Raw genomic sequence first — 24,748 nt, 5'->3', positions numbered from 1 at the left:
CCGCCAGGCTGGACAGCGTTTCATTTCCATTGCCCGAGAAGACGGCGCCCGCAACGATAAGCATCGCGCGCAAGGCGCTTGCGCGCACCGACCGGCCGTTCAAGGGCATTGCGCTGATCCTGTTGTCGACGGTGTTTCTCGGCACCTCCGACGTGACAGCAAAATATCTGTCGAAGACGCTGCCCCCGATCGAGATCACCTGGATCCGCTTCGTGGTGTTCGCGCTGATCATGGTGCCGGCGATGCTGCCAGGCTCGCCGTTGTTCGCGCTGCGCAGCAACCGTCCCGGGCTGCATGTGTTGCGCGGCGCTGCGTTGCTCGGCTCGTCCCTGATCTTCATCACCGGCTTGAGCTTCCTGCCGATCGCCGAGGCCTCCGCCACCAGCTTCGTCTCGCCGCTGTTCGTCACCGCGCTGTCGATTGCATTCCTCGGCGAGCGGGTCGGCATGCGGCGCTGGATCGCGACCGCGGTCGGCCTCGTCGGCGTGTTCATCATCCTGCGGCCGGGCACCAGCGCTTTCCATCCCGCCGCGATCTTTCCGATCGTCTCGGCGCTGGCCTGGGCCGCCACGCTGATCCTGACGCGCATGATGAGCGGCAGCGAGCGCCCGATCACGGTGATGACCTATTCGTCGATTGTCGGCGTCGCCATCGTCAGCGCGCTGGTGCCGTTCGTCTGGGTCGCGCCGAGCTGGCACGACGTCATGTTCGGCATCCTGATCGGCGTCGCGTCCACTGTCGGACAGTGGATCGTGGTGCTGGCGTTCCGTTATGGCGATGCCTCGGTGCTCGCGCCGTTCTCCTACACGCAGCTGCTGTGGGTCAGCATCCTCGGCTTCCTGATCTTCGGCGAACTGCCGGACAGCTGGACCATCCTCGGCGCCGGCTTCATCGTCGCCTCGGGCCTCTACACCGCGCATCGCGAGCGAATCCGCCGCTCGCAATTGCTAACCGTGGCGAGCGAGCCGTCGCCCAACGCCTGACCGCGGTACCGCAAATCATGCGCTGGTTGCGAACGCAGCCTCCGCTAACGTTGCGCGGGTACAACAGCCGGGCCGAAACTTCGATTTCCGGAAGGCTCAATCGAAGGATTTTGGAAACAATCGGCAATCCCGCAGTTCGCCGCATGCTAACCTGACCCCAACAGCGCCGCAGAGCGCTTGGGGGCGGTGCAGTGCATTTTGGTTTGTTCTTTTTCTTGTTGGGTCGGTCGTCTCGTCGTGCGATAGCCTCGGCGGCCTTTGTCTCGGCGGCCGTCAGTCTGTTTCCGGTCAGCCCGGCACAGGCCCAGAGCTTCACCTGGGGCGGCAGCGGCAGCACGACGAGCAGCGCCGACTACCAGCTCCCGACCAACTGGTCGACGACTTCGCCCGGCGCGCCGCCGATCCTCCCGACCCAATCCGCCATTTTCGATTCGACGGGATCGGCGACGGTCACCATCGGCCCTGGTCCGATGCTGCCGGACTCCTGGACCTTCACCGCCAATTCGCAGTCGTACACGATCAGCGGCAACCCGGTTGGCTTCGCTGTGACGGGGCCGAGCGGCGGTCTGATCAACCGGGCCAACAGCGGCCAGACCATCACCATCAGCGCCAACATCAACGACGGCCTTGCACCCGGGGTGATGGTGCAGCAACTCGGCAACAGCACGCTGGTGCTCGCAGGCACCAATGGCTACACAGGCGGCACGCTGATCTCGGCCGGCACCGTGCAGGTGACCAACGCGGATTCGGTCGGCACAGGCACCATCACGCTCAACGGCGGCACCTTCCAGATGCAGTCGCTGACCGTCTCCAGCGTCGCGTTCTCCAACAACATTGCGGTCAACGCGGCCGGCGGCACGGTCGATGCGAACGGCGCCCAGGTCAATCTGCAGGGCGTGATCGCCGACGGCGGCGGCGGTCTGCGACTGATCGACTCCTCCGCGTCAGGATTCTCCAACATTCAGCTCTCCGGCGTGAACACCTACAGCGGCGGCACGCTGGTGGTCGATACGACCGTCGTCGTCACCAACAACAAGTCGGTCGGGTCAGGCACGGTCACGCTGGACAATGCGGCGTTCCAGGCCGACGGCCTGAGCAACCTGACCTTCAGCAACAATTTCAACATCAACACGTCGCCGATCGGCAGCGCGATCGACGCCAACGGCGCGATCCTTACGATCGCCGGCAACATCGCCGACGGCAACGGCCCCGGCAAGCTGACGGTGCTGGACAGCTCGGGCGGCCTCGGCCGTGTGGTGCTATCAGGCACCAACACCTATACCGGCGGCACCACGATCTGCGATTGCGCGACGCTGCAACTCGGCGACGCCACCCACACCGCCTCGATCGTCGGCGAGGTCACCGTCGACGGCAAGTTCGACATCGTCAACGCGAACACGTCTGGAATCACCAAGATCGTCAACGACGGTTTCAATGGAATTGCCACCACGACGTTCTACAATGCGACGTCGGCGTCGGCAGCGACGATCGTCAACCAGAATTTCGGCATCACGGAGTTTCGCGACAGCAGCACCGCGGGCAATGCCACCGTGAGCAACACCAACGGTGCGCTCGCGATCTTCCGCGACACGAGCTCCGCCGGCAGTGCCACGTTCACCAACAGCACTGGCGGCGCCGTGGTGTTCGGCGACGCGCTTGGTCCTCCTGGTGGCACCGACACCAGCACGGCCGCCAAGGCCGTGATCGACAACCATAGCGGTGGCAGCGCCGTGTTCCTGGGCCACACCAATGCGGGACAGGCGACCATCATCAATCGCGATAGCGGTTTGACCGAGTTCTTCGAATTCTCGTCGGCTGCGTCGGCAACGATTATTACGGAAGCCAATGGCGGTCTCGGCTTTGTCCAACACAGCACTGCGGCGAACGCGACGATCGACAACAGCGGCACTACGATTTTCGGTGGGTTCAGCGTTGGTGTGGATGCGCCGACCGCGGGCAATGCGAACATCACCAACCGTTCCGGCGGCGCGCTGATCTTTGAGGCCTATGCGACGGCCGGTAACGCCACCATTACGACCGAGAGCGGCGGCACGGTCACCTTCCTCGGCAACTCGACAGGCGGTACCGCGCAGTTCATGACCCAGGGAACCGGCTCTGTGGACTTCGGCGGCACCTTTGGTCCGAATGGCGACGGGCGTGTCACGGCCGGTTCGATCGCAGGGTCGGGCACCTACTACATCGGCGGTGGCAACACGCTGACCGTCGGCGGCAACAATCTGTCGACCACAGTCAGCGGCGTGATCGCCGATCACAGTTTTTGTTGCTTCACGGTCGGGCAAGGCAATCTGGAGAAGACCGGCAGCGGCACGCTGACCTTGTCCGGCTTCAACACCTATTCGGGCACCACCACGGTCAATGGCGGCATACTGCAAGTCGACGGCGGGATCGCTTCATCGTACCTCACCACCGTGAATGCCGGCGGCACGCTCTCGGGCATCGGCACCGTCAACAATACGACGATCGCAAGCGGCGGCATCCTGCTGCCCGGCAATGCGACGCCAGGCACTTACCTGACCGTGGGAGGCAATCTCGCGTTCCAGTCCGGTGCGCTGTACCTGGTGAGCATCGGCTCGACCGCATCGACATCAGCCAAGGTGACGGGCACCGCGACGCTGGCCGGTTCGGTCGGCGTCAGCGCCGCCGCCGGCAGCACGGTTGCCAAGCAATACACCATCCTGTCGGCGGCCGGCGGCCGCAGCGGAACGTTTGCAGGCGTCGATTCAACCGGGCTGCCGTCCAATCTCGTGGCGACGCTCGGCTACGACGCGAATAACGCCTATCTCAATTTCGCGCTCGATTACGGCGCGGCATCGAAGCTCAACATCAATCAGCAGAACGTCGCCACCACGCTGCAGAACTTCTTCAATGCCAATGGCGGCATCAGTGCGGTGCTCGCGGGGCTCTCGCCGAACGGCCTGACCCAGGCCTCGGGCGAGGGCGCGACCGGATCGCAGCAGACGACGTTCAATGCGATGAACCAGTTCCTCGGCCTGTTGACCGATCCGTTCGTCGCCGGACGCGACGGTAGCTTCGGTGGTGGCGCGGGCGCCATCCCGTTTGCCGAGGAGAGCGCGGCGCTGGCTTACGCGGCGCGCAAGACCGATCCGCGCGACGCGCTGGCCGCGATCTATGCCAAGGCGCCGCCGCAGCAGGTCGACTTCGCGCAGCGCTGGAGCGTGTGGGCGGCCGGCTATGGCGGCTCGCAGGTGACCAGCGGCAACGCGGTGCTCGGCTCTAACAACACCACGAGCAGCCTCTCAGGCACCGTCGGCGCCGACTACCGCTTGTCGCCGAACACCATTGCCGGCTTTGCGCTCGCCGGTGGCGGCACCAGTTTCAGCGTCAACGGCCTCGGCTGGGGCCGTTCGGATCTGTTCCAGGCCGGCGGCTTCGTCCGCCACAGCGTCGGCGCGGCGTATTTGAGTGCGGCGCTCGCCTATGGCTGGCAGGACATCACCACTGACCGCATCGTCACCGCCGCAGGCGCCGATCACCTGCGCGCCAACTTCAATGCCAATGCGTGGTCGGGCCGGCTCGAGGGCGGCTATCGATATGCGACGCCATGGATTGGGCTCACGCCTTACGCCGCCGCGCAGTTCACCAGCTTCGAGCTGCCGAACTATGCCGAGACCGTGGTCTCCGGCGGCGGCGCCTTCGCGCTGAATTATGCCGCAAAGAGCGTCACCGACACCCGCAGCGAGCTTGGCCTGCGCTCCGACAAATCCTTCGCGGTCGACGGAGGCATCGTGACGCTGCGCGGCCGCCTCGCCTGGGCGCATGACTTCAACCCGGACCGCAATGTTGGCGCCGTGTTCCAGACGCTGCCGGGCGCGGCCTTCGTGGTCAACGGCGCGGCGCAGGCCAGCGACTCCGCGCTGACCACGGCCTCGGCCGAGCTGAAGTGGCGCAACGGCTGGTCGGCGGCCGCGACCTTCGAAGGCGAATTCTCCAGCGTCACGCAATCCTATGCCGGCAAGGGTGTGGTGCGTTACGCCTGGTAAGACTCCTGCACTTGCGTTTTCGCCTGAAGCGGCTATCCCTTCCTGAAGAAAACGCAACGATGAGTGGGCCAAACCCACGCGGGAGGTACGATGCGCGCAGCGATCTTCAGGAACGGCGAGATTGTCGTAGGCACCATGCCGGAACCGAAACCGGGCGCCGGGCAAGTGCTGGTCAAATCGCTCGCCTGCGGCATCTGCGGTTCCGATCTGCACGCGCGCAAGCACGCCCACCGCATGGTGGAGCTGAGCAAGTTCCTTCCGGGACGTACGCCAATGGATTTGTCACGCGACGTCGTGTTCGGCCACGAGTTCTGCTGCGAGATCCTCGATTACGGCCCTGACACCACGCGCAAGCTGAAGACCGGCACACGCGTGTGCTCGCTGCCGGCGGTGCTGACGCCGGAGGGCCCCAAGGGCATCGGCTATTCCAACGATTATGTCGGCGCCTATGCCGAGCAGATGCTGCTCAGCGAGCCGCTGCTGCTCGAAGTGCCGAACGGGCTTGCCGCCGAGCACGCCGCGCTGACCGAGCCGCTTGCGGTCGGCGTCCATGCGGTGGCGATGGCCAACATCAGAGGCGGCGAGGTGCCGCTGGTGATCGGCTGCGGGCCGGTCGGCCTTGCGGTGATCGCGGCGCTGAAGATCAAGGGGATCGGCCCGATCATTGCCGCCGATTACTCGCCGGCGCGGCGCCTGCTCGCCGAGAAGATGGGCGCCGATGTCGTGGTCGATCCTGCCAGGACGCAGCCCTATGCGAGCTGGGCCGAGCACGCCCAGATGACGGAAGCGGAGAAGGCGGCGCGGCCGCCGATGCAGGCGCTGCTGCCGCCGCTGAAACCCGCGCTGATCTTCGAATGCGTCGGCGTGCCCGGCGTGTTGCAGCAGGTGTTCGAGGGCGCGCCGCGCAGCGCCCGCATCGTCGTGGTCGGCGTCTGCATGGAGACCGACAAGTCCGAGCCGATGCTCGGCATCATCAAGGAGCTCAACGTCCAATACGTGCTCGGCTATACGCCGGAGGAGTTTGCTTATTCGCTGCGCCTGATCGCGGAAGGCCAGGTTGATGCCGCCTCGCTGGTCACCGGCCGCGTCGGCATCGACGGCGTCGCGCAGGCCTTTGCCGACCTCGCCAATCCCGAGGCGCACACCAAGATCCTGGTCGAGCCGTGGCGGTAGTTAGCGGTGAGCGCATGGTGGCGCACGGTTTGCATTTCATGACACCGAACCTATAGTTCGTTGTCCCTGGAATACTGACAGCCCAGCACCTCATGCGCGTTTCAATCATCACGGGAGGCGGCTCCGGCATCGGCGCCGCGATTGCACGCCGGCTCGCCGGCCCCGATCAGTGCCTGATGCTGCACGGACAGGGCGCCGAGGCCGCCGGGCTGGCGCGGCTGAATTCGGTTGCGGAGGAATGCCGCAGCAAGGGCGCCAAGGTCGAGCTTCTCACCGGCGATCTCGCCAGGGCCCGCGCGGGCGCGGCACTGGTCGCGGCAGCGCGCACGGCGTTCGGGCCGATTGATGCGATCGTGCACGCTGCCGGCTTTGCCGACCGGCGCGACTTCGCCAGCCTGCCGCGCGAGGCGCTGGAGCGCGCGTTTGCGGTGATGGCGGCCGCGTTCCACGAGATCGCGGCGGCCGCGCTGGCCGACCTCGCGCGCAGCGCAACGGGCCGCGTCGTCGCGGTCTCGAGCTTCGGGCCGCATCGTTTCGTGCCCGGCGCCACCTATCCGGGATCGGCCGCGGCGAAGGCCGCGCTCGAGGTACTGGTGAAATCGCTGGCCATCGAGCTCGCCGCATCCGGCGCCACCGCCAACGCCGTGATGCCCGGCTACACCCGCAAGGACCCCGGCCTGTTCGGCGCGCTTGACACCGCGACCTGGGAGCGCGTGGCGAAAGCCAATCCGATGCAGCGCCTCGCCGAGCCCGACGAGGTTGCCGCCGTCGTCGCATTCCTGCTGTCGCCGGAAGCGGGCCACGTCACCGGCGCCACGCTGCCGGTCGATGGCGGCCTGACCTTGATGTGACGGCATGAGCGAGGGCGTTGCTGCGCAACAAGCTGACGTCGTCGCGCTCGGCGCCGGCATGGTCGGCGTCTCGGCAGGCCTCGCCGCGCGGCAGCGCGGGCTCTCCGTCATCATCGTCGACCGCCGCGAGCCGGGTAGTGAAACCTCCTACGGCAACGCCGGCATCATCTCGTCGGGCTCGATTCTGCCTCTCAACACGCCATCGCTGCTGAAGAACCTGCCGAAATATCTCACCAACACGCATCCGGCGCTGCGCTGGAATCTGCCGTGGGCGCTCGCCAATGCCGGCTGGGTGATCCGCTTCCTCGCCGCAGCCGTGCCGTCGCAGACCAAACCGCGCGCCGCCGCGCTGCACGGCCTGATCGGCACCTCGCTGCAACTGCATCGCGACTGGATCGTGCGGGCCGGCGCCGGGCATCGCATCCGCGAGACCGGCTGGCTCAAGGCCTGGCGCAGCGACGGGCTCGCGGCCGCCAGGGCCGAGCAGGCGGCGCTCGCCGAATTCGGCATCAAAAGCGAGGTGCTGGATCGCCAGGCGATCTCCGCGCTCGAGTCTGGCATCATCCCTGCCTACAGCACCGGCCTGCTGCACACCCAGACGGCATCGGTGGATTCCCCCGGCGCGGTGGTGAAGGCCTATGCGCAGATGCTCGCCGGTCACGGCGGCACAGTCAGGCAATCCGAAATCCGGCGGATCGAGCAGCAAGGCGACGGCTGGCGCGTGCAGCTTGCCGACGGCGAGATCGCCACGCGCCATGTCGTGGTCGCGCTCGGCCCGTGGTCGGCCGAATTGCTGCGGCCGCTCGGCTATCGGGTGCCGCTGGCGTTTGAGCGCGGTTATCACCAGCATTTCGTGCCGAACCAGGCACGCAAATTGCTGCGGCCGATCCATGATGCGGAGGGCGGTTTTCTGATGACGCCGATGGAGCAGGGCATTCGCGTGACCAGCGGCGTCGAGCTCACCGCGCGCGACGCGCCGTCGAATTATGCGCAGCTCGAGGCGGTGGTGCCGATGGCGCGCAGCGTGGCCGAATTCGGCGATGCCATCGGCGAGCGCTGGCGCGGCGCGCGGCCGACATTGCCCGACAGCCTGCCGATGATTGGCCCGGCGCCGCGGCATCGCGGCCTCTGGCTCGCCTTCGGCAACCAGCATATCGGCTTCACCACCGGCCCGGGAACAGGCGCCGCGGTTGCGGCGATGATCGCGGGCGATGCGCCGCCATTCGACGTGAAGGCGTTCTCGCCGGACCGGTATATCGCGTGACTCGCGTGAGGCCGCCTGCGATGCTGAGGCGTCCAAAGCGTTTTCGAGCGAAGTGGGCACCGGTTCGCGTGAAGAAAACGCGTCAAAACTAGAGTCAACCGAGGGGCAGGGATGAACTACGTTTGGGATTTCGCGATCCTTGGCAAGTACAGCCACCTGTTCTGGCTCGGGCTCGGCTGGACCATGGCCTACACGATCGGCACCATCATCTTAGGCACCTTGATCGGCCTGATCGTCGGCATGCTGCGGCTGCGGCGGATTCCCGTGATCGACTGGCTGCTGATCGCCTATATCGAATTGTTTCGCTGCACGCCGCTGCTGGTGCAGATCATCTGGTTCTACTACGCGTTTCCGGTCGTGATCGGCGTCAACATCCCGGCGCATGTCGCGGCCGTCAGCGTGCTCTCGCTCTATGGCGGCGCATTCTATGCCGAGATCGTGCGCGGCTCGATCGAGAGCGTGCCGGTCGGACAGTGGGACGCGGCGAAGGCGCTCGGCTTCCGCGGCTGGCGGCTGATGCGGCTCGTGATCCTGCCGCAGGCGCTGAAGCCGATGATGGCGCCCTACGTCAACCAGTCGGTGACGCAACTGAAGAACACCTCGCTGGTCTCGATCATCGCGGTGCCCGATCTCGTCTACAACGCGACCTTGATCAACGCCGACACCTACCGGCCGCTCGAGGTCTACACCATCGTGGCGCTGATCTATTTTGCGATCCTGTTCCCATCGACGCTGGTGGCGCGGCGGCTGGAGCGCGGGCTGACCTATGACAAGGTGTGAGTAGCTCGTAGCTGATGCGGCATCGGCGGTTTACCTCTCCCGCTTGCGGGGGAGGTCGCTGCGCGAAGCGCAGCGGGTGGGGGCTCTCTCCAAGGAACGAGCGTCGCTTGCGGCGATACCCCCACCCCACCCCGCCCCTCCCCCGCAAGCGCAGGGCTGTCCGGGGAATGATTCACTGTGTCGCGGTGCATGCTCGGCAAAACCGAGGCAAATCGGTCTTTTCTGGTTGTCGAGACACAGAAGGCCGAGCATGCGATTTCGCGATAGCATTTTTAGTAGGCTGCTTGAACCGATCAATCGGCGGCAGTTTCAGACGGCTGTGGATCGTCTGGACGGGGATGCCTACGACAAGTCGTTCAAGAGCTGGGATCACCTGGTAGCGCTGATCTATGCGCAGTTGAGCGGGAACAACAGCCTGCGCGCCGTGGTGACCGGCTTCAACGCCAATCCTCAGCATCACTATCATCTGGGCACCGGCAGGTTGTCCCGCTCGACGCTGTCGGATGCCAATACCCGCCGCCGTCCAGCATTTTTGCGCAAACCTTTGCACGATTGTCGGCGATGGCAAGCCGGCAGTTGCGGGGCGAAGGCAAGGAGATGGTGCGCCTGATCGACGCCAGTCCGATCCCGCTTGGCAAAGTTTGCACCTGGGCGGTGTGGAACGGCCGCATCCGCGGCATGAAGCTGCACGTGGTCTACGATCCCAAGGGCGATATCCCGAAGTGCGTCGAGGTGACGGCTGCCAACGTCAACGATATCGAGATCGGTCGCCAGACTCCGATCCAGGCCGGCACAACCTACGTGTTCGACAAGGGATATTGCCGTTTCGACTGGTGGCAGAAGATCAATGATAGCAAGGCTTTCTTCGTGACCCGGCCGAAGACGAGCATCCGGCTACGCGCGGTCAGGCATCGCACCATCCGCAACAGCAAGGGGGACGGCTTCAGGATCATCGTCGACGACGAGGTGAAGCTCACCAGTAAGGGCGACTCGCGTTTGCCGATACCGCTGCGGCGCATCAAGGTCAGGCGGGAGAACGGCGGCGTGATCACGCTTCTCACCAACGATACGACCCGAACGGCCGTCGAGATCGCCGCCCTCTACAAGAGCCGGTGGCAGATCGAACTGCTGTTCCGCTGGATCAAGCAGCACCTCGACATCCGCAAGTTCCTCGGCACCAACGACAATGCAATCCGCCTGCAAGTGCTTGCTGCGATGATTGCCTACCTACTGTTGCGCATTGCCGCGCGGACCAACTGCATCAAAATGCTGCCGCTCAGGCTCGCCGAACTCGTCAGCCAGTTCCTGTTCACCCGGCGAGCCTTCGCCAGCATCGACAAGCCTCCGCCAATCAACCCTAGCCGCCGCAAATGCAGAACGCCCCTCAACCAGATGGAACTCTGCTATGGTTGAACTTCCCCGGACAGCCCTGCCGCAAGCGGGAGAGGGGGAGGACTGCCGTCTAGGCGCTCACCTCAAATACTCAACTCCACCGGCACGTCCTCCGGCTTGACGCCGGCAAGCCCGAGGCCCTTGACGAACCATTCGCGCATCTGGCCGATGCCGCGGTTATAGTCGACCCACACCGAGAGGAAATCGCGCCAGCGCTTGTCGCCCTCGCGGCGCACCGCCATGCCGCTCGCGATCGTCACCGACGGCGAGGCCAGGATCTTGTAGCTGCCGAGATTCGGGTTCTTGGCGATCGCGGTCAGTCCGAGCACCAGCGCGTTGACCACGCAATCGACGCGGCCCGACGACATTTCCAGCATCACCTCGTCGCGCGACTTCAGCGATTTGATGGTGGCGTTCGGCGCAAACCGACGCGCCACCGCCTCGTTGGCCGAGCCGACGTCGACCGCGATCTTCACCTCCGGCTTGTTGATGTCGGCCCAGGTCTTGGCCTCCAGCCCCTTCTTCAGCATCGCGCCGAACGGATGCGGGAACACCAGATTGGTGAAATCGACCACCAGTGCCCTCTGCGGCGTCGGGTTGAGCGCGAAGCCGAGATCGATCTTGTTGGCCTGCAAATCAAGAATCGAATTGCCATAGGTCGATTCGACATACTCCAACTTGACGTCAAGCAGCTTTGCCAGGTCGTTGGCCATTTCGATCGAGAAGCCGGACCAGGTGCCGGAGGCGAGATCCTTGTTGAAATAGGGCAGCTCGCCCGGCAGCACGGCGATCCGCAGCACCTTGTTGGCGCGGATACGGTCCAGCGTGTTGTCGGCCGGCGTCTGCGCCGCGGCCGGGGTTGCCATCGCGGCGACCAGCGCGGCGCCGCTGCCGATCCCGAGCGCATAGCGCAGCGCGTCACGGCGATCTTCGGAAATTGTGATGTCGTCGGATTGAGTCAAGCGAGCCTCCCTGCACCAGATCGGGGAAGCCTAGCGTCGGGATTTGGCCGCAGCAATAGTGCGGGCCTGCGCCAATAGTAGGCGAGGCGAGGGCGCGGTTGCCTATGTTCTGAACTTCACCTCTCCCGCTTGTGGGGGAGGTCGAATAAGGCCGCGAACCGCGCCCTTAGGGCTTAGCAACGATAGGCCATGTTCGCCCCTGTGACCGAAGAAAAGAAAACGGCGGGGAAGCTTAGTTCGGCGACCCAATCGAGCACTTGGTTGTCGGTCTGGGTTTCGGGGCTTGAAAGGTGTGGAAACTGAAAAAGGACCGTCCCGTGAATATCCAAAAGAACGAGACGGTCGATAACCCAAACATCACCGTCGTCAGTTGAGAAAAATTTTGCCAACAATTCCGCTGTTCCGTCAGAACGAAGCCTGAGAGTTGGGCCGTTGTTCAGGGTGCCGTTCAAGAAGCCGGACAGCTTGCAATCGCCATAACGGATAGGCGCGCTCCAACTGAGGTCAAGGGTTTGGACAGCATGTGTCGCAACACCCTTATGAGCTTCTGGCTGGTCGGTCGATGAACTCTTGCTTTCGCGATGTTCCTTCAACATAGCCTAGGCCTCCTTTTAGCCCGCGAATTGCGGGCAACCTCTGGTTTAAGGGGGGGGTGCAAGAAGGCCAGTGAGATGCCTCACAATCTACAATCGCGATTTAGTGATCTTCCCCCGCAGCAGGGGCGGAGCGTGCATGTGGTTAGATCAATACCGTCCCGGCACGTACATCTCCGGCGGGATCGGGCCGCGGTGATAGTCGGGGTTGCGTACCCGGGGCGGCAGCACGACCGGCTGGTGTGCGACCTGCTGATACGGGATCTGGCCGAGCAGATGCGAGATGCAGTTGAGCCGGGCGCGCTTCTTGTCGACGGCGTCGACGATCCACCACGGCGAGTCCTGCAGATGGGGGCGCTCCAGCATCGTCTCCTTGGCCTTGGTGTACTGCTCCCAGCGGGTCCGCGCCTCGACGTCCATCGGGCTCAGCTTCCACTGCTTCAGCGGGTCATGGATCCGCATCGAGAAGCGGAACGCCTGTTCCTCGTCGGTGATCGAGAACCAGTATTTCAGGAGGATGGTGCCGGAGCGGATCAGCATGCGCTCGAATTCCGGCACCGACTTGAAGAATTCCTCGTACTGCTCGTCGGTGCAGAACCCCATCACCTTCTCGACGCCGGCGCGGTTGTACCAGCTGCGGTCGAACAGCACCATTTCGCCGCCGGCCGGCAGATGCGACACGTAGCGCTGAAAATACCATTGCGTGCGTTCGCGCTCGTTCGGTGCCGGCAGCGCCGCGACGCGGCAAATGCGCGGGTTGAGCCGCTGGGTGATGCGCTTGATGACGCCGCCCTTGCCGGCGGAATCGCGACCCTCGAACAGCACTACCACCTTCTTCTTCTCGTGCTGCACCCAGTCCTGCAGTTTCACCAGCTCGCCCTGCAGCCGCAGCAATTCGCGGAAATAGACCTTGCGGTCGATCGACGGATGTCCAGCGTCCCCGTCATGGTCGAGCCCGTCGAGCCTGGAATCGTCGAGCTCGAGCTCGAGTTCCTCATCGAGGCTGTCGGCCATCTCCTGGTGGATGCGGGCGCGCAAGGCTTCGTCGCGCAAGGCTTCATCTCGGGAGGCTTCGTCGGTGAGGTGGGGGGCGGTCATGCAGGTCCGTCTTTCAGTGTGTTAGATGGATCGACGGGAGCATTGACGGGCGATGTTACCCCTCTATGACAATGGCATGACCGCTGTTTCACGCAGTCGGCGGGACTGTGCTAACAAGCGATAACAACAATGGGAGACGCCGATGATTTCGCTCACGCCAAAAGACGTCCTGCCGGAGGACGCGACCGCCGGCACGCTGGTCGGACGGGTCTGGTTGCCGCAGGCCGGCGGCCCGGCCGTGGTCGCGGTGCGGGCGGACGGCGTGTTCGATGTCACGGCGCGGTTCCCGACGGTGAGCGCGCTGTGCGAGGAGAGCGATCCAGCTGCGGCGGTGCGCGCGACCAAAGGCGAGCGGCTCGGCGATTTCGACGCGATCCTCGCCAACACGCCGCCGGATCGCCGCGACGGCACAAAACCGCATCTGCTCGCGCCAGTCGATCTGCAGGTGCTGAAGGCCGCCGGCGTCACTTTCGCGATCTCGATGCTGGAGCGCGTGATCGAGGAGCGGGCGCGCGGCAATCCGTCCTCGGCGGAAGCGATCCGCACCGAGGTGGTGCGGCTGGTCGGCGACGATCTCTCCAAGCTGAAGCCCGGCTCCGAGCAGGCGATGAAGCTGAAGCAGGTGCTGATCGACCAGAACGCCTGGAGCCAGTATCTCGAGGTCGGCATCGGCCCGGACGCAGAAGTGTTCACCAAGGCGCCGACGCTGTCCTCGGTCGGCACCGGCATGGATGCCGGGCTGCATCCGAAGTCGACCTGGAACAATCCGGAGCCGGAGGTCGTGCTCATTGTTTCCGGCGCCGGCAAGATTGTCGGTGCCGCGCTCGGCAACGACGTCAATCTGCGCGATTTCGAGGGCCGCTCGGCACTGCTATTGTCGAAGGCCAAGGACAACAACGCCTCTTGCGCGATCGGCCCGCTGCTCCGCCTGTTCGACCAGACCTTCTCGCTCGACGACGTCAGGAAGATGGATGTCGGCCTGACCGTGAAGGGCGCGGACGGCTTCGTGCTGGAGGGCCATTCCTCGATCTCAAAGATCAGCCGCGACCCGACCGATCTGGTCGCCCAGACCATCGGCCCCGTGCATCAATATCCCGACGGGTTTGCGCTGTTCCTCGGCACGATGTTCGCACCCGTCAAGGACCGCGACGCCAAGGGTGAGGGCTTCACCCACAAGCGCGACGACATCGTCACCATCGAAGCTCCCCGGCTCGGCAAGCTCGTCAACCGCATGCGCAGCAGCGACGAATGCGAGCCCTGGACCTTCGGCGTCGGTGCGCTGATGAAGAATTTGGCGCGGCGCAAGGTGCTGTGAGGGCGCGGCCAGAGCGTGGGGGTGGGTTAGCCGACCACGTCCGCCGTAGCTCAACGAGCGAAGGCGGAAGGCGTAACCCACCATCTTCGCCGCGAGCGGCACGGTGGATTGGATTTCTTCTGCGTCTCCAGAGACGCGCGCAGTGCAAGCGCAGACAGCCCGAACATGTTTAGAAACCTGCGCGGCAGGTCGATCGGGTGCTGCAACTTGAGCGTGCTGCGTGCAGCGAAATTTGGATTGCCACTTTTTCCCGATTTATGTGATCTGCTTCACGCTCGCCGGCGCATGATCCGTGTCAGCATATCGGCCGGGACGCGAACAGAAGGAGTCGCGGACATGCGCGAATGGTCAAAGGGAATGCCCGATTGGCTCGCAACGGACATGCTGGTGATTGCCGTCGCACTGGCAATCATCGTGACCGGCGTGTGGATCGCGCCGTAGCTGGGTTGTTGCGCCGTCGTTCTGCCGATCTGGCGACCAGCTTCATGCCGACGGTCGGACGCCTGCTCAGTCGTAGCCCTGGACCTTCGGCGCCGGTGCGCTGATGAGGACCATGGCGCAGCGCAGCTGCTCTAGTACCTACTGTTCTTAAAGCGTGAGTCGTGATTCAAGGTCGGGATGATACCCGAAGCAAGAGAAGTCCACCTTTCGAGGAAAGATCGCAAGGTGCTTGAGGCGTGTTGCCGCTCCCCGGTGACGTTGCAGCGCGATTTGAAGCGGGCGCGGATAGTTCTGTTGGCGGCGGATGGACGCAGCACTCGGTCGATCGCCAAGGAAGTTGGGGTCCAGCCGCGGATTGTCAGCCTTTGGCGGCATCGCTATGCCGACCAAGGCCTTGAAGGGCTGCAAGACAAGCCGCGACCGGGCAAGCAGCCAATCTATACGAAGGCCACCGACAAGCGGATTCTGAAGCTGCTGGACAAGCCGCCGCCGGACGGGTTCGCACGCTGGACCGGGCCCCTGCTGGCCGGGGCGCTGGGCGATGTTGACGTCCAATATGTCTGGCGGTTCCTGCGCAGCCACAAGATTGACCTCGCGGCTCGTAAGTCCTGGTGTGAGAGCAACGACCCGAACTTTACGGCCAAAGCCGCCGATGTTGTCGGCCTCTATGTCGCCCCGCCCGCGAAGGCCATTGTGCTGTGCGTGGACGAGAAGCCCTCGATCCAGGCTTTGGAGCGAGCGCAGGGTTATCTGAAGTTGCCCAATGGCCGCGCCTTGACCGGCCAGAGCCACGATTACAAGCGGCATGGCACCACAACATTGTTTGCGGCGCTCGAAGTCGCCACCGGAAAGATCATCGCGGCGCATTCAAAACGCCGACGCCGCGTCGAGTTTCTCGACTTCATGAACAGCGTCACCGCGGCTTTTCCGAACCGGAAGCTTCACGTCATCCTCGACAACCTCAACACCCACAAGAAGAACGAGCATTGGCTCAAGGCCCACCCCAACGTGCAATTTCATTTCACGCCGACAAGTGCGTCTTGGCTCAATCAGGTCGAGGTATGGTTTTCGATCTTGCAGGGGCAGTCGCTCAGCGGCACCTCCTTCACAAGCCTCACGCAGCTTCAGGAGCACATCGATGCCTACGTCAACGCATACAACGACAGAGCCGAGCCCTTCGTCTGGACCAAGAAAAAGGTCCGTCAACGCCGTTTCAAAGGCCGCCGTATCACTCAGCTCTGATTCTGGGTACTAGCGAGCGCTGCCTTCGCCCTCAGCGAGACGGGGAAAGCTCGGTCAGCTTGAGCGACCGCACCATGTGCGCGGTCGCGGCCTTGTATGTCTGGAAGTGCGGCGTCACGAGATGCGCCTGGTAGGCTTCGGCATTGGCGTACATCTCGAAGATGACGATGCGGGCTGGATCGTTCCTGTCCGGCACCGCATGCAGCGTCAGAACGCCGGGCTCGACGCGCAGCGCGGTTTCGATCTCCTGGCTGAGCGCCGCCATGTAGGCGTCGCGATGCACAGGATCGATCTCGATCTCGGCGAGGCGGATGCAGGGGATATCGGGCGCCTCTCGCATGGCCGCGTCCGTCCGCGTTGGCCGGTCAGTGCGCAACGAAGCCGCCGTCGACGGGTAGCGCAACGCCAAGGATCAGGCTCGCGGCAGGACTGCATAGCCAGAGTACGGTGGCGGCAACCTCGTCGGGCTTGCCCATCCGGCCGATCGGCTGCTGCTTCAGAAATTCCTTCATCGCGTCGGGATCGATGGCGTCGCCCATCGGCGTCTCGATGCAGCCTGGGCAAATCGCGTTGACCCGGATGCCTTCGGCGGCGACATCAAGCGCGGCGCTCTTGGTCAGGCCGATCACACCGTGTTTGCTGGCGTGATAGGCCGCGCGGCCGGGCAAACCCACCAGCCCACCGAGCGACGAACAGTTCACGATGGCGCCGCTGCGCTGCCTCTTCATCTGAAGCAACTCGTGCTTCATGAAGGTCCAGACGCCGCGCAGGTTCACTTGCTGCACGTCGTCGTACCCGTCGCCGGTCTCCTCGCTCATCGGGCACATTGGGCCGAGAATGCCGGCATTGTTGTAGGCCATGTCGAGCCGGCCGAACTGCGCGACCGCGCGATCGACCGCAGTCTTGGCCAGCCTCTCGTCCGACACGTCACCAACGATGGCGATCGCTTTGGCACCGGCGGACGTCAGCTCTCCTGCGACGGCATTCAGTTTCTCCTCGCTGCGGTCGACCAGGACCACGGCAGCCCCGGCCTCGGCGAACGCCCTGGCGGTGGCGGCACCCATGCCGGAGCTCGCGCCGGTGACGAGGGCGACTTGGCCGGCGAAGTCGTAGGTGGGGTTCATGGTGGATTTCCTTTCATGCCGTCGCGCCCGGATCACTTGCCGTATTGCTCGTCGCTGACCTTTTCCAGCCAGTCGACATTCTTGCCATCGCGCGATTCCGTGATGGCGATATGCGTCATTGCAGTCGTTGCGGTCGCGCCATGCCAGTGCTTCTCGCCGGGCGGAAACCAGACGACGTCGCCGGGACGAACCTCCTCGACCGGTCCGCCCGCGCTTTGCACCCAACCGAGACCTGACGTGACGATCAGGGTCTGGCCGAGCGGATGGGTGTGCCACATGGTGCGGGCGCCGGGCTCGAAGGTGACGTGGCCGCCGTTGATGCGTGCGGGATCGCCGACCTGGAACAGCGGATCGACGCGGACCGCGCCGGTGAACCAGGCCTCAGGCCCCTTGCCTGAGGGGCGTGAGCCGCTGCGTTTGATTTCCATCACTCCGATCCTTTTCTCTGTCATGTCCGGTGCGGCCGCAGTGGCGGCAAGGCCGCGGCGTGAAGCCCCAACCAGGAGGCCACCCGCAACCGCCAGTACGTGCCTTCGCGTCACCGCAGCGCCTTTGCCGCGCGGGAGCCGCGCGTCCGATCGATCCATGGACCATGGTTCCGTCTGCTCACGCGGCGACACTGTCGAGGTCGCCGCCTGCGCTGGATTTAATGCATGCGGCTATGGCGACTAGCCGCTATAATCGGCATGGACTTAGAAACAGGCTAGATAAATGAAGCGCGGCCATCTCGATGATCTCTCGGCCTTCGTGATCGTCGCCCGCGAGCGCAGCTTCACCAAGGCCGCCGCCAAGCTCGGCGTTTCGCAATCCGCGCTCAGCTACACCATCAAGCAGCTCGAGGCGCGCCTGAAGCTGCGTCTCCTGACCCGCACCACGCGCAGTGTCTCGCCGACTGCGGCAGGCGAGCGGCTGCTGCGCAGCATCGGTCCGCGCCTCGCGGAAATCGAGGCCGAACTCGTGGCCCTGAGCGAACTGAGCGAAAAGCCCTCCGGCACCATCCGCATCACCGCCACCGAATACGCCACCAACGCCGTGCTGCTGCCGAAGCTTGCCAAGCTTCTGCGCTCGTATCCGGACATCAAGGTCGAGATCATCTGCGACTACGGCCTGACCGACATCGTCACTGAGCGCTTTGACGCCGGCGTGCGCGATGGCGAGCAGGTCGCCAAGGACATGATTGCCGTGCGCATCGGCCCCGACGCACGCATGGCGGTGGTCGGGTCTCCGTCCTATTTCCGGTCTCGACGCGAACCGAAGAAGCCGCAGGGAACTGGTCGAGCACAATTGCGTCAATCTGCGGCTGCCCACCCATGGCGGGCTCTACGCCTGGGAATTCGAGAAGGGGGCGCGGGAACTCAAGGTGCGGGTCGAGGGCCAGCTGTTCTTCAACGCCACGAGCCAGATGCTGGAAGCTGCGCTCGCGGGTCTCGGTTTGACCTACCTGCCGGAAGGCCTGGTTCAACCGTACATCAACAAGGGCCGCCTCAAGCGGGTGCTCGAGGACTGGTGCGCTCCCTATCCAGGCTACCATCTCTATTACCCGAGCCGGCGCCAGCCGTCTGCGGCATTCGCGCTGCTCGTCGAAGCGCTGCGACATCGCGACTAGCGCGATGGTTATTCGCTCGCTGCGGGCTTGGTTCACCTCAAGGGAGAGGTAAAGCTCCGATGGCTGCTCTCATCGGATCGTATACCCGCCATCCACCGTCAGCGCATGACCGACCATAAAGCTTGCGGCCGAGCTGCACAGCCAGAGCACGGCGTTCGCGATCTCCTCGGGACGGCCGAGCCGGCCGATCGGGACGTCCTTCAGCATCGCGCCAAGCGCGTCGGCCTGGGTTTGCATCATCCTGTCGAGCATCGCGGTATGGATGATGCCTGGGCAAACGGCGTTGATCCGGATGCCTCTTGCCGCATAGTCCAGCGCCGCGCTCTTGGTCAGGCCAAGCACGCCGTGCTTGGAGGCCTGGTAGCTTCCGCGTTTCGCGCCGCCGACCAATCCTCCGATCGACGAGCAGTTGACGATGGCGCCATTGCCTTGCCTCAGCATCTGGCGCAGCTCGAACTTCATGCAGCTCCAGACACCGCGGAGATTGACACCCACGACGCGGTCAAAATCCTCCCGCGAGGCCTCCGCGGCTTCCGCGATCACGTTTTGAACGCCGGCGTTGTTGTAGGCGGCATCGAGCCGCCCGAAGGTGGCGACCGTCTGCTCCACCGTTGCTTCGACCTCCGCATCGTCGGCGACGTCGCATCGAATGGCGAGAGTTTTGTGCCCCCGGGCGGATAATTCCGCGGCGGCGGACGCCACCGCCATTTCGTTGGTGTCGGCCAGCACCACCGCTGCGCCCGACTCGGCAAAGGCCTTCGCCGTCGCAAGGCCGAGCCCCGATCCCGCGCCGGTGACAAGGACAACCTGGTTGTCGAACGATATGTTCATGACGGGTTCCTTTGGCCTCAGCGGGGACGTTTTGCGAACACATCTTTCGCGACGGGCATCGCCGAAAACACATTCGGCCAGCCGACATAGAACGCCAGTTGCGTGATCGCCTCCGAAGCCTCGGTCTGGGTCAGGCCGTTGTCCAAGGCACGGTTGAGGTGCGGCGTCAGCTGCGCGGTCTGCCCGTTGGCGATCAGGGCGCTGACGGTGACCAGGCTGCGATCTCTCGGTGCGAGATCCGGTCGCAGCCACAGATCGCGGAACAGTACGTCGGTGGTGTATTGCACGACCCCCGGAAACGTCGCGCCGAACTGCTCCTCGACGAATGTGGCGCGTTGTGCTTCGGCCGCTTCGTTGATCGGCAGCAGGGTCACGGCAACGGCGGGCAGCTCTTCGGCGCCGATGTTGCGGGCGGCGAAGACGTCCTTTGCAACAGCGACCGCCGACATCGCATTCGCCCAACCGGCATAGAAGGCGAGGTGCGTGATGATCTCCGAAATCTCGCGAGGTTTGACGCCGTTATCGAGCGCCAAGTTGAGATGATACGGCAGCTCGATGGTCTGGTTGCGCGCGATCAGGGCCGCCAGCGTGACGATGCTGCTGTCGCGCGGCGCGAGCCCGGGGCGTTTCCAGACATCGCCGAGCACGCGGTTATGAGTGTAAGCGTCGAGCGCGGGAGCGACCTTGCGCACATCGTCGGAGGTCAGCATCGGCTTCGATCCGGTCATGACGGTCTCCGTTGTGGTCGCTGGTGCCATTGACGCCAGCGACAGCAATGCGATGGCGGCGATGTGAAGCTTCACGGGGAATCTCCTGTGATGGACATCCCGGGTAACGGTCAGCTCGGGTGGACTTTCGGCGAACCACGTCCCCGCCGTCGCGAGAGGAATTGTCCTGCGAACCGATCGAGGCGGTCGTTGTCTGTCGGAGCTGTTATATGGAACGGCCCGCCATGCGATTAGATGGGTGAATTCGTATGGACTTATGAAAACGGCTTATGAATTGCCGTGGAGACCGCGAGATTGAATATCGGATTCCCGGCACGCGATTGGATTTCGGCCAAGCAAATGAGCCTTGCGCCCGTGCCGATGCTGCAGCGGATGTGTTGCCGAATGCCAATCACTGAGTTGCCCGACGGCGCAAGCCCCCACTGCAAAAATATTTCGCGTTATCAGAAGCGCAGCTCGGTGGTATAGATTGCCTCGTCTCACCCGATCGAGGGGCGCTTCGCGATCGTCACGAACGCGGTGTGGGATGCGGTGGACGCCGATCATGCAGGCGACGAACGCATGTGAGGCGGACGGTGAAGTCGTGCAGGCCTGACGCCCTAGTGGTAGGTGTCTTATTAGCGGGAAGCGAAGTCTCTCGCTGATGACGGTGACAACCAAGCCAAGTCTCGCCGGGGCGAGCACGTATAAACCGTAACCCATCGCGCAGGGAAAGCCGGATTGCTCCGGTTACACCTGTGGTCCTACCCCCGAGCTTTCTACCTTTTGCTCGGGGCCCATGGGTGCAATCGGCACCCGGCTTTCCCTGCGCCCTCTTCGAGAGAGGGCGGAACGAGATGCAAAGCTCGGACAGATCATGTCGCGAGAATGCAAAGCTGCGTCCCACCTACACCGTCATCGCCCGGCTCGACCGGGCAATCCAGTACGCCGCGGCCCCTCGGCTTAAGCGCAGGCGTCTCTGGAATACTGGATCACCTGCAAGCGCGGGTGATGACACTGAACAAGCTGTTTGACAGTTGAATCAGAACTCACTCCGTCATCCTGAGGAGCGGCCTCTTGGCCGCGTCTCGAAGGATCGACGGCCACCAGCGGGGCCGTGCACCCTTCGAGGCTCGCTGCGCTCGCACCTCAGGATGACGGGTTAACTGTGATGCGTGGGAAGCCAGCCCTACACCGGCAGTGCGGTCGAGTACTTCACCTGGCTCAGCGCAAAGCTCGACTCGATCGAAGCGATGCCGTCGAGCCTTGTCAGCTTGTTCTTCAGAAATGCTTCATAGGAGGAGAGGTCGGCGGCGACGACGCGCAGCAGATAGTCGCGGTTGCCGGTCATCAGATAGCACTCGAGCACCTCGTCCCATTTCGAGATCGCGCGCGCGAAGCGGTTGAGGTCTTCCTCCTTCTGCCGCGCCAGCTTGATCGAGATGAAGACGGAGACATGCAGCCCGATCGATTTCTGATCGACGGTTGCGATGTAGCGAGAGATCACGCCGCGTTGCTCGAGCAGCTTGACCCGGCGATGGCAGGGCGACACCGACAGCCCGACCTTGTCGGCCAATTCCTGCATGGTCATGCGGCTGTCGGTCTGGAGCAGACTCAGGATCTTGCGGTCGATGGCGTCGAGGGCAGGCATTGGGATGGACTCGTTGGTTGCGGCCGGATCGTGGGAATTTATCCCAATTTTTCCTGTGCTGTCGCGTAGAATTGAGATTTTCGTCGGCCCCCGCAGCAGTAACATCGCAGGTATCGCCCGGAGCATCGCCAGGAACATCGTCATGGGAATCGCGCCTGAACGCCTCGACACGCTGTCCGCCCTGGCCCGCAAGGTGCTGTGGCTGTCGTCGTGGACCATCCATCACGCCAACCATGTCAGGCAAAATAGCGACGGGTTGAAGGTCGGTGGCCACCAGGCCTCGTCGGCCTCGCTCGCCAACATCATGTCGGCGCTGTATTTCTCGGTGCTGCGGCCGCAGGACCGCGTCGCGGTGAAGCCGCATGCGAGCCCGGTGTTCCACGCCATCCAGTATCTGTTCGGCCACCAGACCCGCGACAAGCTGGAGAATTTCCGCGGCTACAAGGGCGCGCAGTCCTATCCGTCGCGCACCAAGGACGTCGACGATGTCGACTTCTCCACCGGCTCGGTCGGCCTCGGCGTGGCGCAGACTTTGTTCGCCTCGCTGGTGCAGGATTACGTCAAGGCGCATGGCTGGATGAAGGACCGGCCTGAGGGCCGCATGATCGCGCTGGTCGGCGACGCCGAGATGGACGAGGGCAATATCTTCGAGGCGCTGCTGGAAGGCTGGAAGCACGGCCTGCGCAACGCCTGGTGGGTGGTCGACTATAACCGCCAGTCGCTCGATGCCGTGGTGCGCGAAGGGCTGTGGGCCAAGTTCGAGACCATGTTCCGCAATTTCGGCTGGGACGTGGTGATCGTAAAGTACGGCAAGCTGATGCTGGAAGCGTTCGCCGAGCCCGGCGGCGAGGCCTTGCGGCGCTGGATCGACAATTGCCCGAACCAGATGTACGCGGCGCTCTGCTTCCAGGGCGGTGCGGCGTTCCGCAAGCACCTGCACGACGATATCGGCGACCAGGGCGAGGTGACGGCCCTGATCGATCGCCGCAGCGACGACCAGTTGCTGGCGCTGATGTCGAACCTCGGCGGGCACGACATGGCTAGCATGATCGAGGCCTTCGAGGCTGTCGATCACGACCGCCCAGTCTGCTTCATCGCCTACACCATCAAGGGCGTCGGCCTGCCGATGCAGGGCCACAAGGACAACCACGCCGGCCTGATGACGGTCGCGCAGATGGAGAAGTGGCGCGCCGCGCAGAACATCCGCACCGGCCATGAGTGGGACAAGTTCGAGGGCCTGTCGCAGGAGCCCGCGAAGCTCGAGGCGTTCCTGGCGGAAGCGCCGTTCAACCGCGAGGGACGCCGCCGGCTGTCGGCGCCCGAAATCGACGTACCAGAGCGGCTCGCCTTCAAGGCCTCGGCGCAGATGTCGACGCAACAGGGCTTTGGCCTCGTGCTGCACGAGCTGGCCCGCGGCGACAGCGAGCTGGCCTCGCGCATCGTCACCGCGTCGCCCGACGTCACGGTGTCGACCAATCTCGGCGGCTGGGTCAACCGCCGCGGCCTGTTCGCGAAGGCGGAGAACCACGACCTGTTCCGGCAGGAGAAGATCCCGTCCGCCTTCACCTGGGAATATTCGCCGAAGGGGCAGCACCTCGAGCTCGGCATCGCCGAGATGAATTTGTTCATCATGCTGTCGGCGCTCGGCCTGTCGCACCAGATCAACGGCGCGCGGCTATTGCCGGTCGGCACGCTGTACGATCCCTTCATCGAGCGCGGCCTCGATGCGTTGAACTATGCCTGCTACCAGGACGCCCGCTTCATGGTGGCGGCGACGCCGTCGGGCATCTCGCTGGCGCCGGAAGGCGGCGCGCATCAGTCGATCAAGACGCCGCTGATCGGTCTCGGGCAGGACGGGCTCGCCTCGTTCGATCCGGCCTTCGTCGATGAACTTGCCGTGATCATGGGCTGGGGTTTTGGCCACATGCAGCGCGAGGGCGCCGAGGGCGGTTCGGTTTACTTGCGACTCTCGACACGAACGCTGGAGCAGCCGCAACGGATCATGACGCCGGACCTGCAGCGCGACATCACTGATGGCGCCTACTGGATGCGCAAGCCGGGGCCGAACTGCGACATCGTCATTGCCTATACCGGCACCGTCGCGCCGGAGGCGATCGAGGCGGTCGGCCTGATCGGCGAGAGCCACCGCGACGTCGGTCTCCTGGCGGTAACCTCGGCCGACCGGCTCTATGCCGGATGGTCCGCCGCACGGAATTTGCGGCGTGACCGCCGCGGCGTGCAGCATTTGAGTCATATCGAGCGCATGCTGGCGCCGCTCGGCCGCGACTGCGGCATTGTGACCGTGATCGACGGCCATCCGGCCTCGCTCGGCTGGCTCGGCAGCGTGCGCGGCCACCGCCTCGAGGCGCTCGGCGTCGAGCATTTCGGCCAGACCGGCACGATCGGCGACCTCTATCGCCACTACGGCATCGATGCCAACGCCATCATCGACGCGGCGGAAAGCCTCTCCGTCGGCGCGCCGGTGCGGCATCGCAAGATGGCGGTGTGATTTGCAATGGGCCCCGGACCAGCGTCGCAACGCTTCGCGCTGCGCCGCATCCGGGGCACCAAAGCGGTCGGCCAGGGAGGTGTTTGTGTCCCGGACGCGTCGCGGCACGGAGTGACGCGACGCAGAGCCGGGACCCATTTGGCGCATGCCTTGCCACCACTCGGGCGGCTACCTTATATCCCGTGGGCGTGCACGAGCCGCGCC

At 64.3% G+C, this 24,748-nt stretch carries 19 protein-coding genes and 2 pseudogenes; 12 read left to right on the top strand and 9 right to left on the bottom strand.

Going from position 1 to position 24,748, the window contains the following annotated elements; genetic code table 11:
* The first annotated feature begins 29 nt into the window (after positions 1 to 29).
* From HAP54_RS45380 to HAP54_RS45350, 7 genes and pseudogenes are all read left to right on the top strand, one after another.
* Positions 30 to 983 (top strand): DMT family transporter, encoded by a 954-nt coding sequence (locus HAP54_RS45380; protein WP_166307098.1) that lies wholly within the window; start codon positions 30 to 32, stop codon positions 981 to 983.
* Positions 984 to 1,186: 203 nt separating this feature from the next.
* Entirely contained in the window at positions 1,187 to 5,005 is a 3,819-nt protein-coding gene (locus HAP54_RS45375; RefSeq protein WP_248114351.1) for an autotransporter domain-containing protein, read from the top strand.
* Between the two features lie 90 nt (positions 5,006 to 5,095).
* Positions 5,096 to 6,178 (top strand): zinc-binding dehydrogenase, encoded by a 1,083-nt coding sequence (locus HAP54_RS45370; protein WP_166297881.1) that lies wholly within the window; start codon positions 5,096 to 5,098, stop codon positions 6,176 to 6,178.
* A 92-nt stretch (positions 6,179 to 6,270) separates the two neighbouring features.
* On the top strand, positions 6,271 to 7,029 hold the full coding sequence (locus tag HAP54_RS45365) for an SDR family NAD(P)-dependent oxidoreductase (protein WP_166297880.1): 759 nt from the start codon (positions 6,271 to 6,273) through the stop codon (positions 7,027 to 7,029).
* Positions 7,030 to 7,033: 4 nt separating this feature from the next.
* Entirely contained in the window at positions 7,034 to 8,293 is a 1,260-nt protein-coding gene (locus tag HAP54_RS45360; protein WP_166297879.1) for an NAD(P)/FAD-dependent oxidoreductase, read from the top strand.
* Positions 8,294 to 8,404: 111 nt separating this feature from the next.
* The gene (locus tag HAP54_RS45355; protein WP_166297878.1) at positions 8,405 to 9,073 is read left to right on the top strand and encodes an amino acid ABC transporter permease; all 669 of its coding nucleotides are present in this window, start codon (positions 8,405 to 8,407) and stop codon (positions 9,071 to 9,073) included.
* A 250-nt stretch (positions 9,074 to 9,323) separates the two neighbouring features.
* Positions 9,324 to 10,486: pseudogene (locus HAP54_RS45350) on the top strand (IS4 family transposase).
* Between the two features lie 62 nt (positions 10,487 to 10,548).
* Here the strand turns inward: HAP54_RS45350 and HAP54_RS45345 are convergent.
* From HAP54_RS45345 to ppk2, 3 genes are all read right to left on the bottom strand, one after another.
* Positions 10,549 to 11,427 (bottom strand): transporter substrate-binding domain-containing protein, encoded by an 879-nt coding sequence (locus HAP54_RS45345; RefSeq protein WP_166297877.1) that lies wholly within the window; start codon positions 11,425 to 11,427, stop codon positions 10,549 to 10,551.
* Positions 11,428 to 11,600: 173 nt separating this feature from the next.
* Positions 11,601 to 12,023, bottom strand: a complete 423-nt coding sequence (locus tag HAP54_RS45340) for a DUF6294 family protein (RefSeq protein ID WP_166297876.1) — start codon at positions 12,021 to 12,023, stop codon at positions 11,601 to 11,603.
* Positions 12,024 to 12,170: 147 nt separating this feature from the next.
* Complete coding sequence (gene ppk2, locus HAP54_RS45335; RefSeq protein WP_414646170.1) at positions 12,171 to 13,118, bottom strand: polyphosphate kinase 2; 948 nt, start codon at positions 13,116 to 13,118, stop codon at positions 12,171 to 12,173.
* Between the two features lie 142 nt (positions 13,119 to 13,260).
* Here ppk2 and HAP54_RS45330 point away from each other — a divergent pair, with 142 nt between their 5' ends.
* From HAP54_RS45330 to HAP54_RS45320, 3 genes are all read left to right on the top strand, one after another.
* On the top strand, positions 13,261 to 14,433 hold the full coding sequence (locus HAP54_RS45330) for a fumarylacetoacetate hydrolase family protein (protein WP_166297875.1): 1,173 nt from the start codon (positions 13,261 to 13,263) through the stop codon (positions 14,431 to 14,433).
* 108 nt (positions 14,434 to 14,541) lie between these two features.
* Entirely contained in the window at positions 14,542 to 14,874 is a 333-nt protein-coding gene (locus HAP54_RS45325) for a hypothetical protein (protein WP_248114353.1), read from the top strand.
* Between the two features lie 177 nt (positions 14,875 to 15,051).
* On the top strand, positions 15,052 to 16,116 hold the full coding sequence (locus HAP54_RS45320) for an IS630 family transposase (RefSeq protein ID WP_166204319.1): 1,065 nt from the start codon (positions 15,052 to 15,054) through the stop codon (positions 16,114 to 16,116).
* Between the two features lie 31 nt (positions 16,117 to 16,147).
* On the opposite strand, the gene HAP54_RS45315 is transcribed toward HAP54_RS45320, so the two are convergent.
* Genes HAP54_RS45315 through HAP54_RS45305 form a run of 3 tightly spaced genes read right to left on the bottom strand, consistent with a single transcriptional unit; the run spans position 16,148 to position 17,668 of the window.
* A complete protein-coding gene (locus HAP54_RS45315; RefSeq protein WP_166297874.1) occupies positions 16,148 to 16,456 on the bottom strand; it encodes a putative quinol monooxygenase in 309 nt (102 codons plus the stop codon).
* Positions 16,457 to 16,481: 25 nt separating this feature from the next.
* Positions 16,482 to 17,240 (bottom strand): SDR family NAD(P)-dependent oxidoreductase, encoded by a 759-nt coding sequence (locus HAP54_RS45310; protein ID WP_166307086.1) that lies wholly within the window; start codon positions 17,238 to 17,240, stop codon positions 16,482 to 16,484.
* Positions 17,241 to 17,272: 32 nt separating this feature from the next.
* On the bottom strand, positions 17,273 to 17,668 hold the full coding sequence (locus HAP54_RS45305) for a (R)-mandelonitrile lyase (protein WP_166297873.1): 396 nt from the start codon (positions 17,666 to 17,668) through the stop codon (positions 17,273 to 17,275).
* Positions 17,669 to 17,951: 283 nt separating this feature from the next.
* Between HAP54_RS45305 and HAP54_RS45300 the strand changes: the two are divergent.
* Positions 17,952 to 18,846: pseudogene (locus HAP54_RS45300) on the top strand (LysR family transcriptional regulator).
* Positions 18,847 to 18,915: 69 nt separating this feature from the next.
* Here the strand turns inward: HAP54_RS45300 and HAP54_RS45295 are convergent.
* The 3 genes from HAP54_RS45295 to HAP54_RS45285 form a co-directional block, all read right to left on the bottom strand.
* On the bottom strand, positions 18,916 to 19,677 hold the full coding sequence (locus HAP54_RS45295) for a glucose 1-dehydrogenase (protein ID WP_166297872.1): 762 nt from the start codon (positions 19,675 to 19,677) through the stop codon (positions 18,916 to 18,918).
* A gap of 17 nt (positions 19,678 to 19,694) precedes the next feature.
* Positions 19,695 to 20,435, bottom strand: a complete 741-nt coding sequence (locus HAP54_RS45290) for a carboxymuconolactone decarboxylase family protein (RefSeq protein ID WP_166307083.1) — start codon at positions 20,433 to 20,435, stop codon at positions 19,695 to 19,697.
* A 1,138-nt stretch (positions 20,436 to 21,573) separates the two neighbouring features.
* Positions 21,574 to 22,035: an Lrp/AsnC family transcriptional regulator gene (locus tag HAP54_RS45285; protein ID WP_029078130.1), complete on the bottom strand. Its 462-nt coding sequence runs from the start codon at positions 22,033 to 22,035 to the stop codon at positions 21,574 to 21,576.
* A gap of 142 nt (positions 22,036 to 22,177) precedes the next feature.
* Here HAP54_RS45285 and HAP54_RS45280 point away from each other — a divergent pair, with 142 nt between their 5' ends.
* Positions 22,178 to 24,544 carry a transketolase gene (locus tag HAP54_RS45280; protein ID WP_166297871.1) on the top strand — a complete coding sequence of 789 codons (2,367 nt, stop codon included), beginning with the start codon at positions 22,178 to 22,180 and terminating at the stop codon, positions 24,542 to 24,544.
* Positions 24,545 to 24,748: the final 204 nt, after the last annotated feature.

The organism is Bradyrhizobium sp. 2S1, from assembly GCF_011516625.5.
In the GTDB taxonomy this organism is placed as follows: domain Bacteria; phylum Pseudomonadota; class Alphaproteobacteria; order Rhizobiales; family Xanthobacteraceae; genus Bradyrhizobium; species Bradyrhizobium septentrionale.
The sequence above is the reverse complement of the archived record's forward strand: the minus strand, read 5'-3'. Positions and strand labels throughout refer to the sequence as shown.

Excerpts from the sequence above, each read along its gene's own strand:
- HAP54_RS45370 (WP_166297881.1), top strand. The coding sequence starts at position 5,096 with ATGCGCGCAGCGATCTTCAGGAACGGCGAGATTGTCGTAGGCACCATG.
- HAP54_RS45295 (WP_166297872.1), bottom strand. The coding sequence starts at position 19,677 with ATGAACATATCGTTCGACAACCAGGTTGTCCTTGTCACCGGCGCGGGA.
- HAP54_RS45340 (WP_166297876.1), bottom strand. The coding sequence starts at position 12,023 with ATGTTGAAGGAACATCGCGAAAGCAAGAGTTCATCGACCGACCAGCCA.
- HAP54_RS45315 (WP_166297874.1), bottom strand. The coding sequence starts at position 16,456 with ATGCGAGAGGCGCCCGATATCCCCTGCATCCGCCTCGCCGAGATCGAG.
- HAP54_RS45365 (WP_166297880.1), top strand. The coding sequence starts at position 6,271 with ATGCGCGTTTCAATCATCACGGGAGGCGGCTCCGGCATCGGCGCCGCG.
- HAP54_RS45320 (WP_166204319.1), top strand. The coding sequence starts at position 15,052 with ATGATACCCGAAGCAAGAGAAGTCCACCTTTCGAGGAAAGATCGCAAG.
- HAP54_RS45310 (WP_166307086.1), bottom strand. The coding sequence starts at position 17,240 with ATGAACCCCACCTACGACTTCGCCGGCCAAGTCGCCCTCGTCACCGGC.
- HAP54_RS45305 (WP_166297873.1), bottom strand. The coding sequence starts at position 17,668 with ATGGAAATCAAACGCAGCGGCTCACGCCCCTCAGGCAAGGGGCCTGAG.
- HAP54_RS45360 (WP_166297879.1), top strand. The coding sequence starts at position 7,034 with ATGAGCGAGGGCGTTGCTGCGCAACAAGCTGACGTCGTCGCGCTCGGC.
- ppk2 (WP_414646170.1), bottom strand. The coding sequence starts at position 13,118 with ATGACCGCCCCCCACCTCACCGACGAAGCCTCCCGAGATGAAGCCTTG.
- HAP54_RS45330 (WP_166297875.1), top strand. The coding sequence starts at position 13,261 with ATGATTTCGCTCACGCCAAAAGACGTCCTGCCGGAGGACGCGACCGCC.
- HAP54_RS45290 (WP_166307083.1), bottom strand. The coding sequence starts at position 20,435 with ATGGCACCAGCGACCACAACGGAGACCGTCATGACCGGATCGAAGCCG.
- HAP54_RS45355 (WP_166297878.1), top strand. The coding sequence starts at position 8,405 with ATGAACTACGTTTGGGATTTCGCGATCCTTGGCAAGTACAGCCACCTG.
- HAP54_RS45285 (WP_029078130.1), bottom strand. The coding sequence starts at position 22,035 with ATGCCTGCCCTCGACGCCATCGACCGCAAGATCCTGAGTCTGCTCCAG.
- HAP54_RS45280 (WP_166297871.1), top strand. The coding sequence starts at position 22,178 with ATGGGAATCGCGCCTGAACGCCTCGACACGCTGTCCGCCCTGGCCCGC.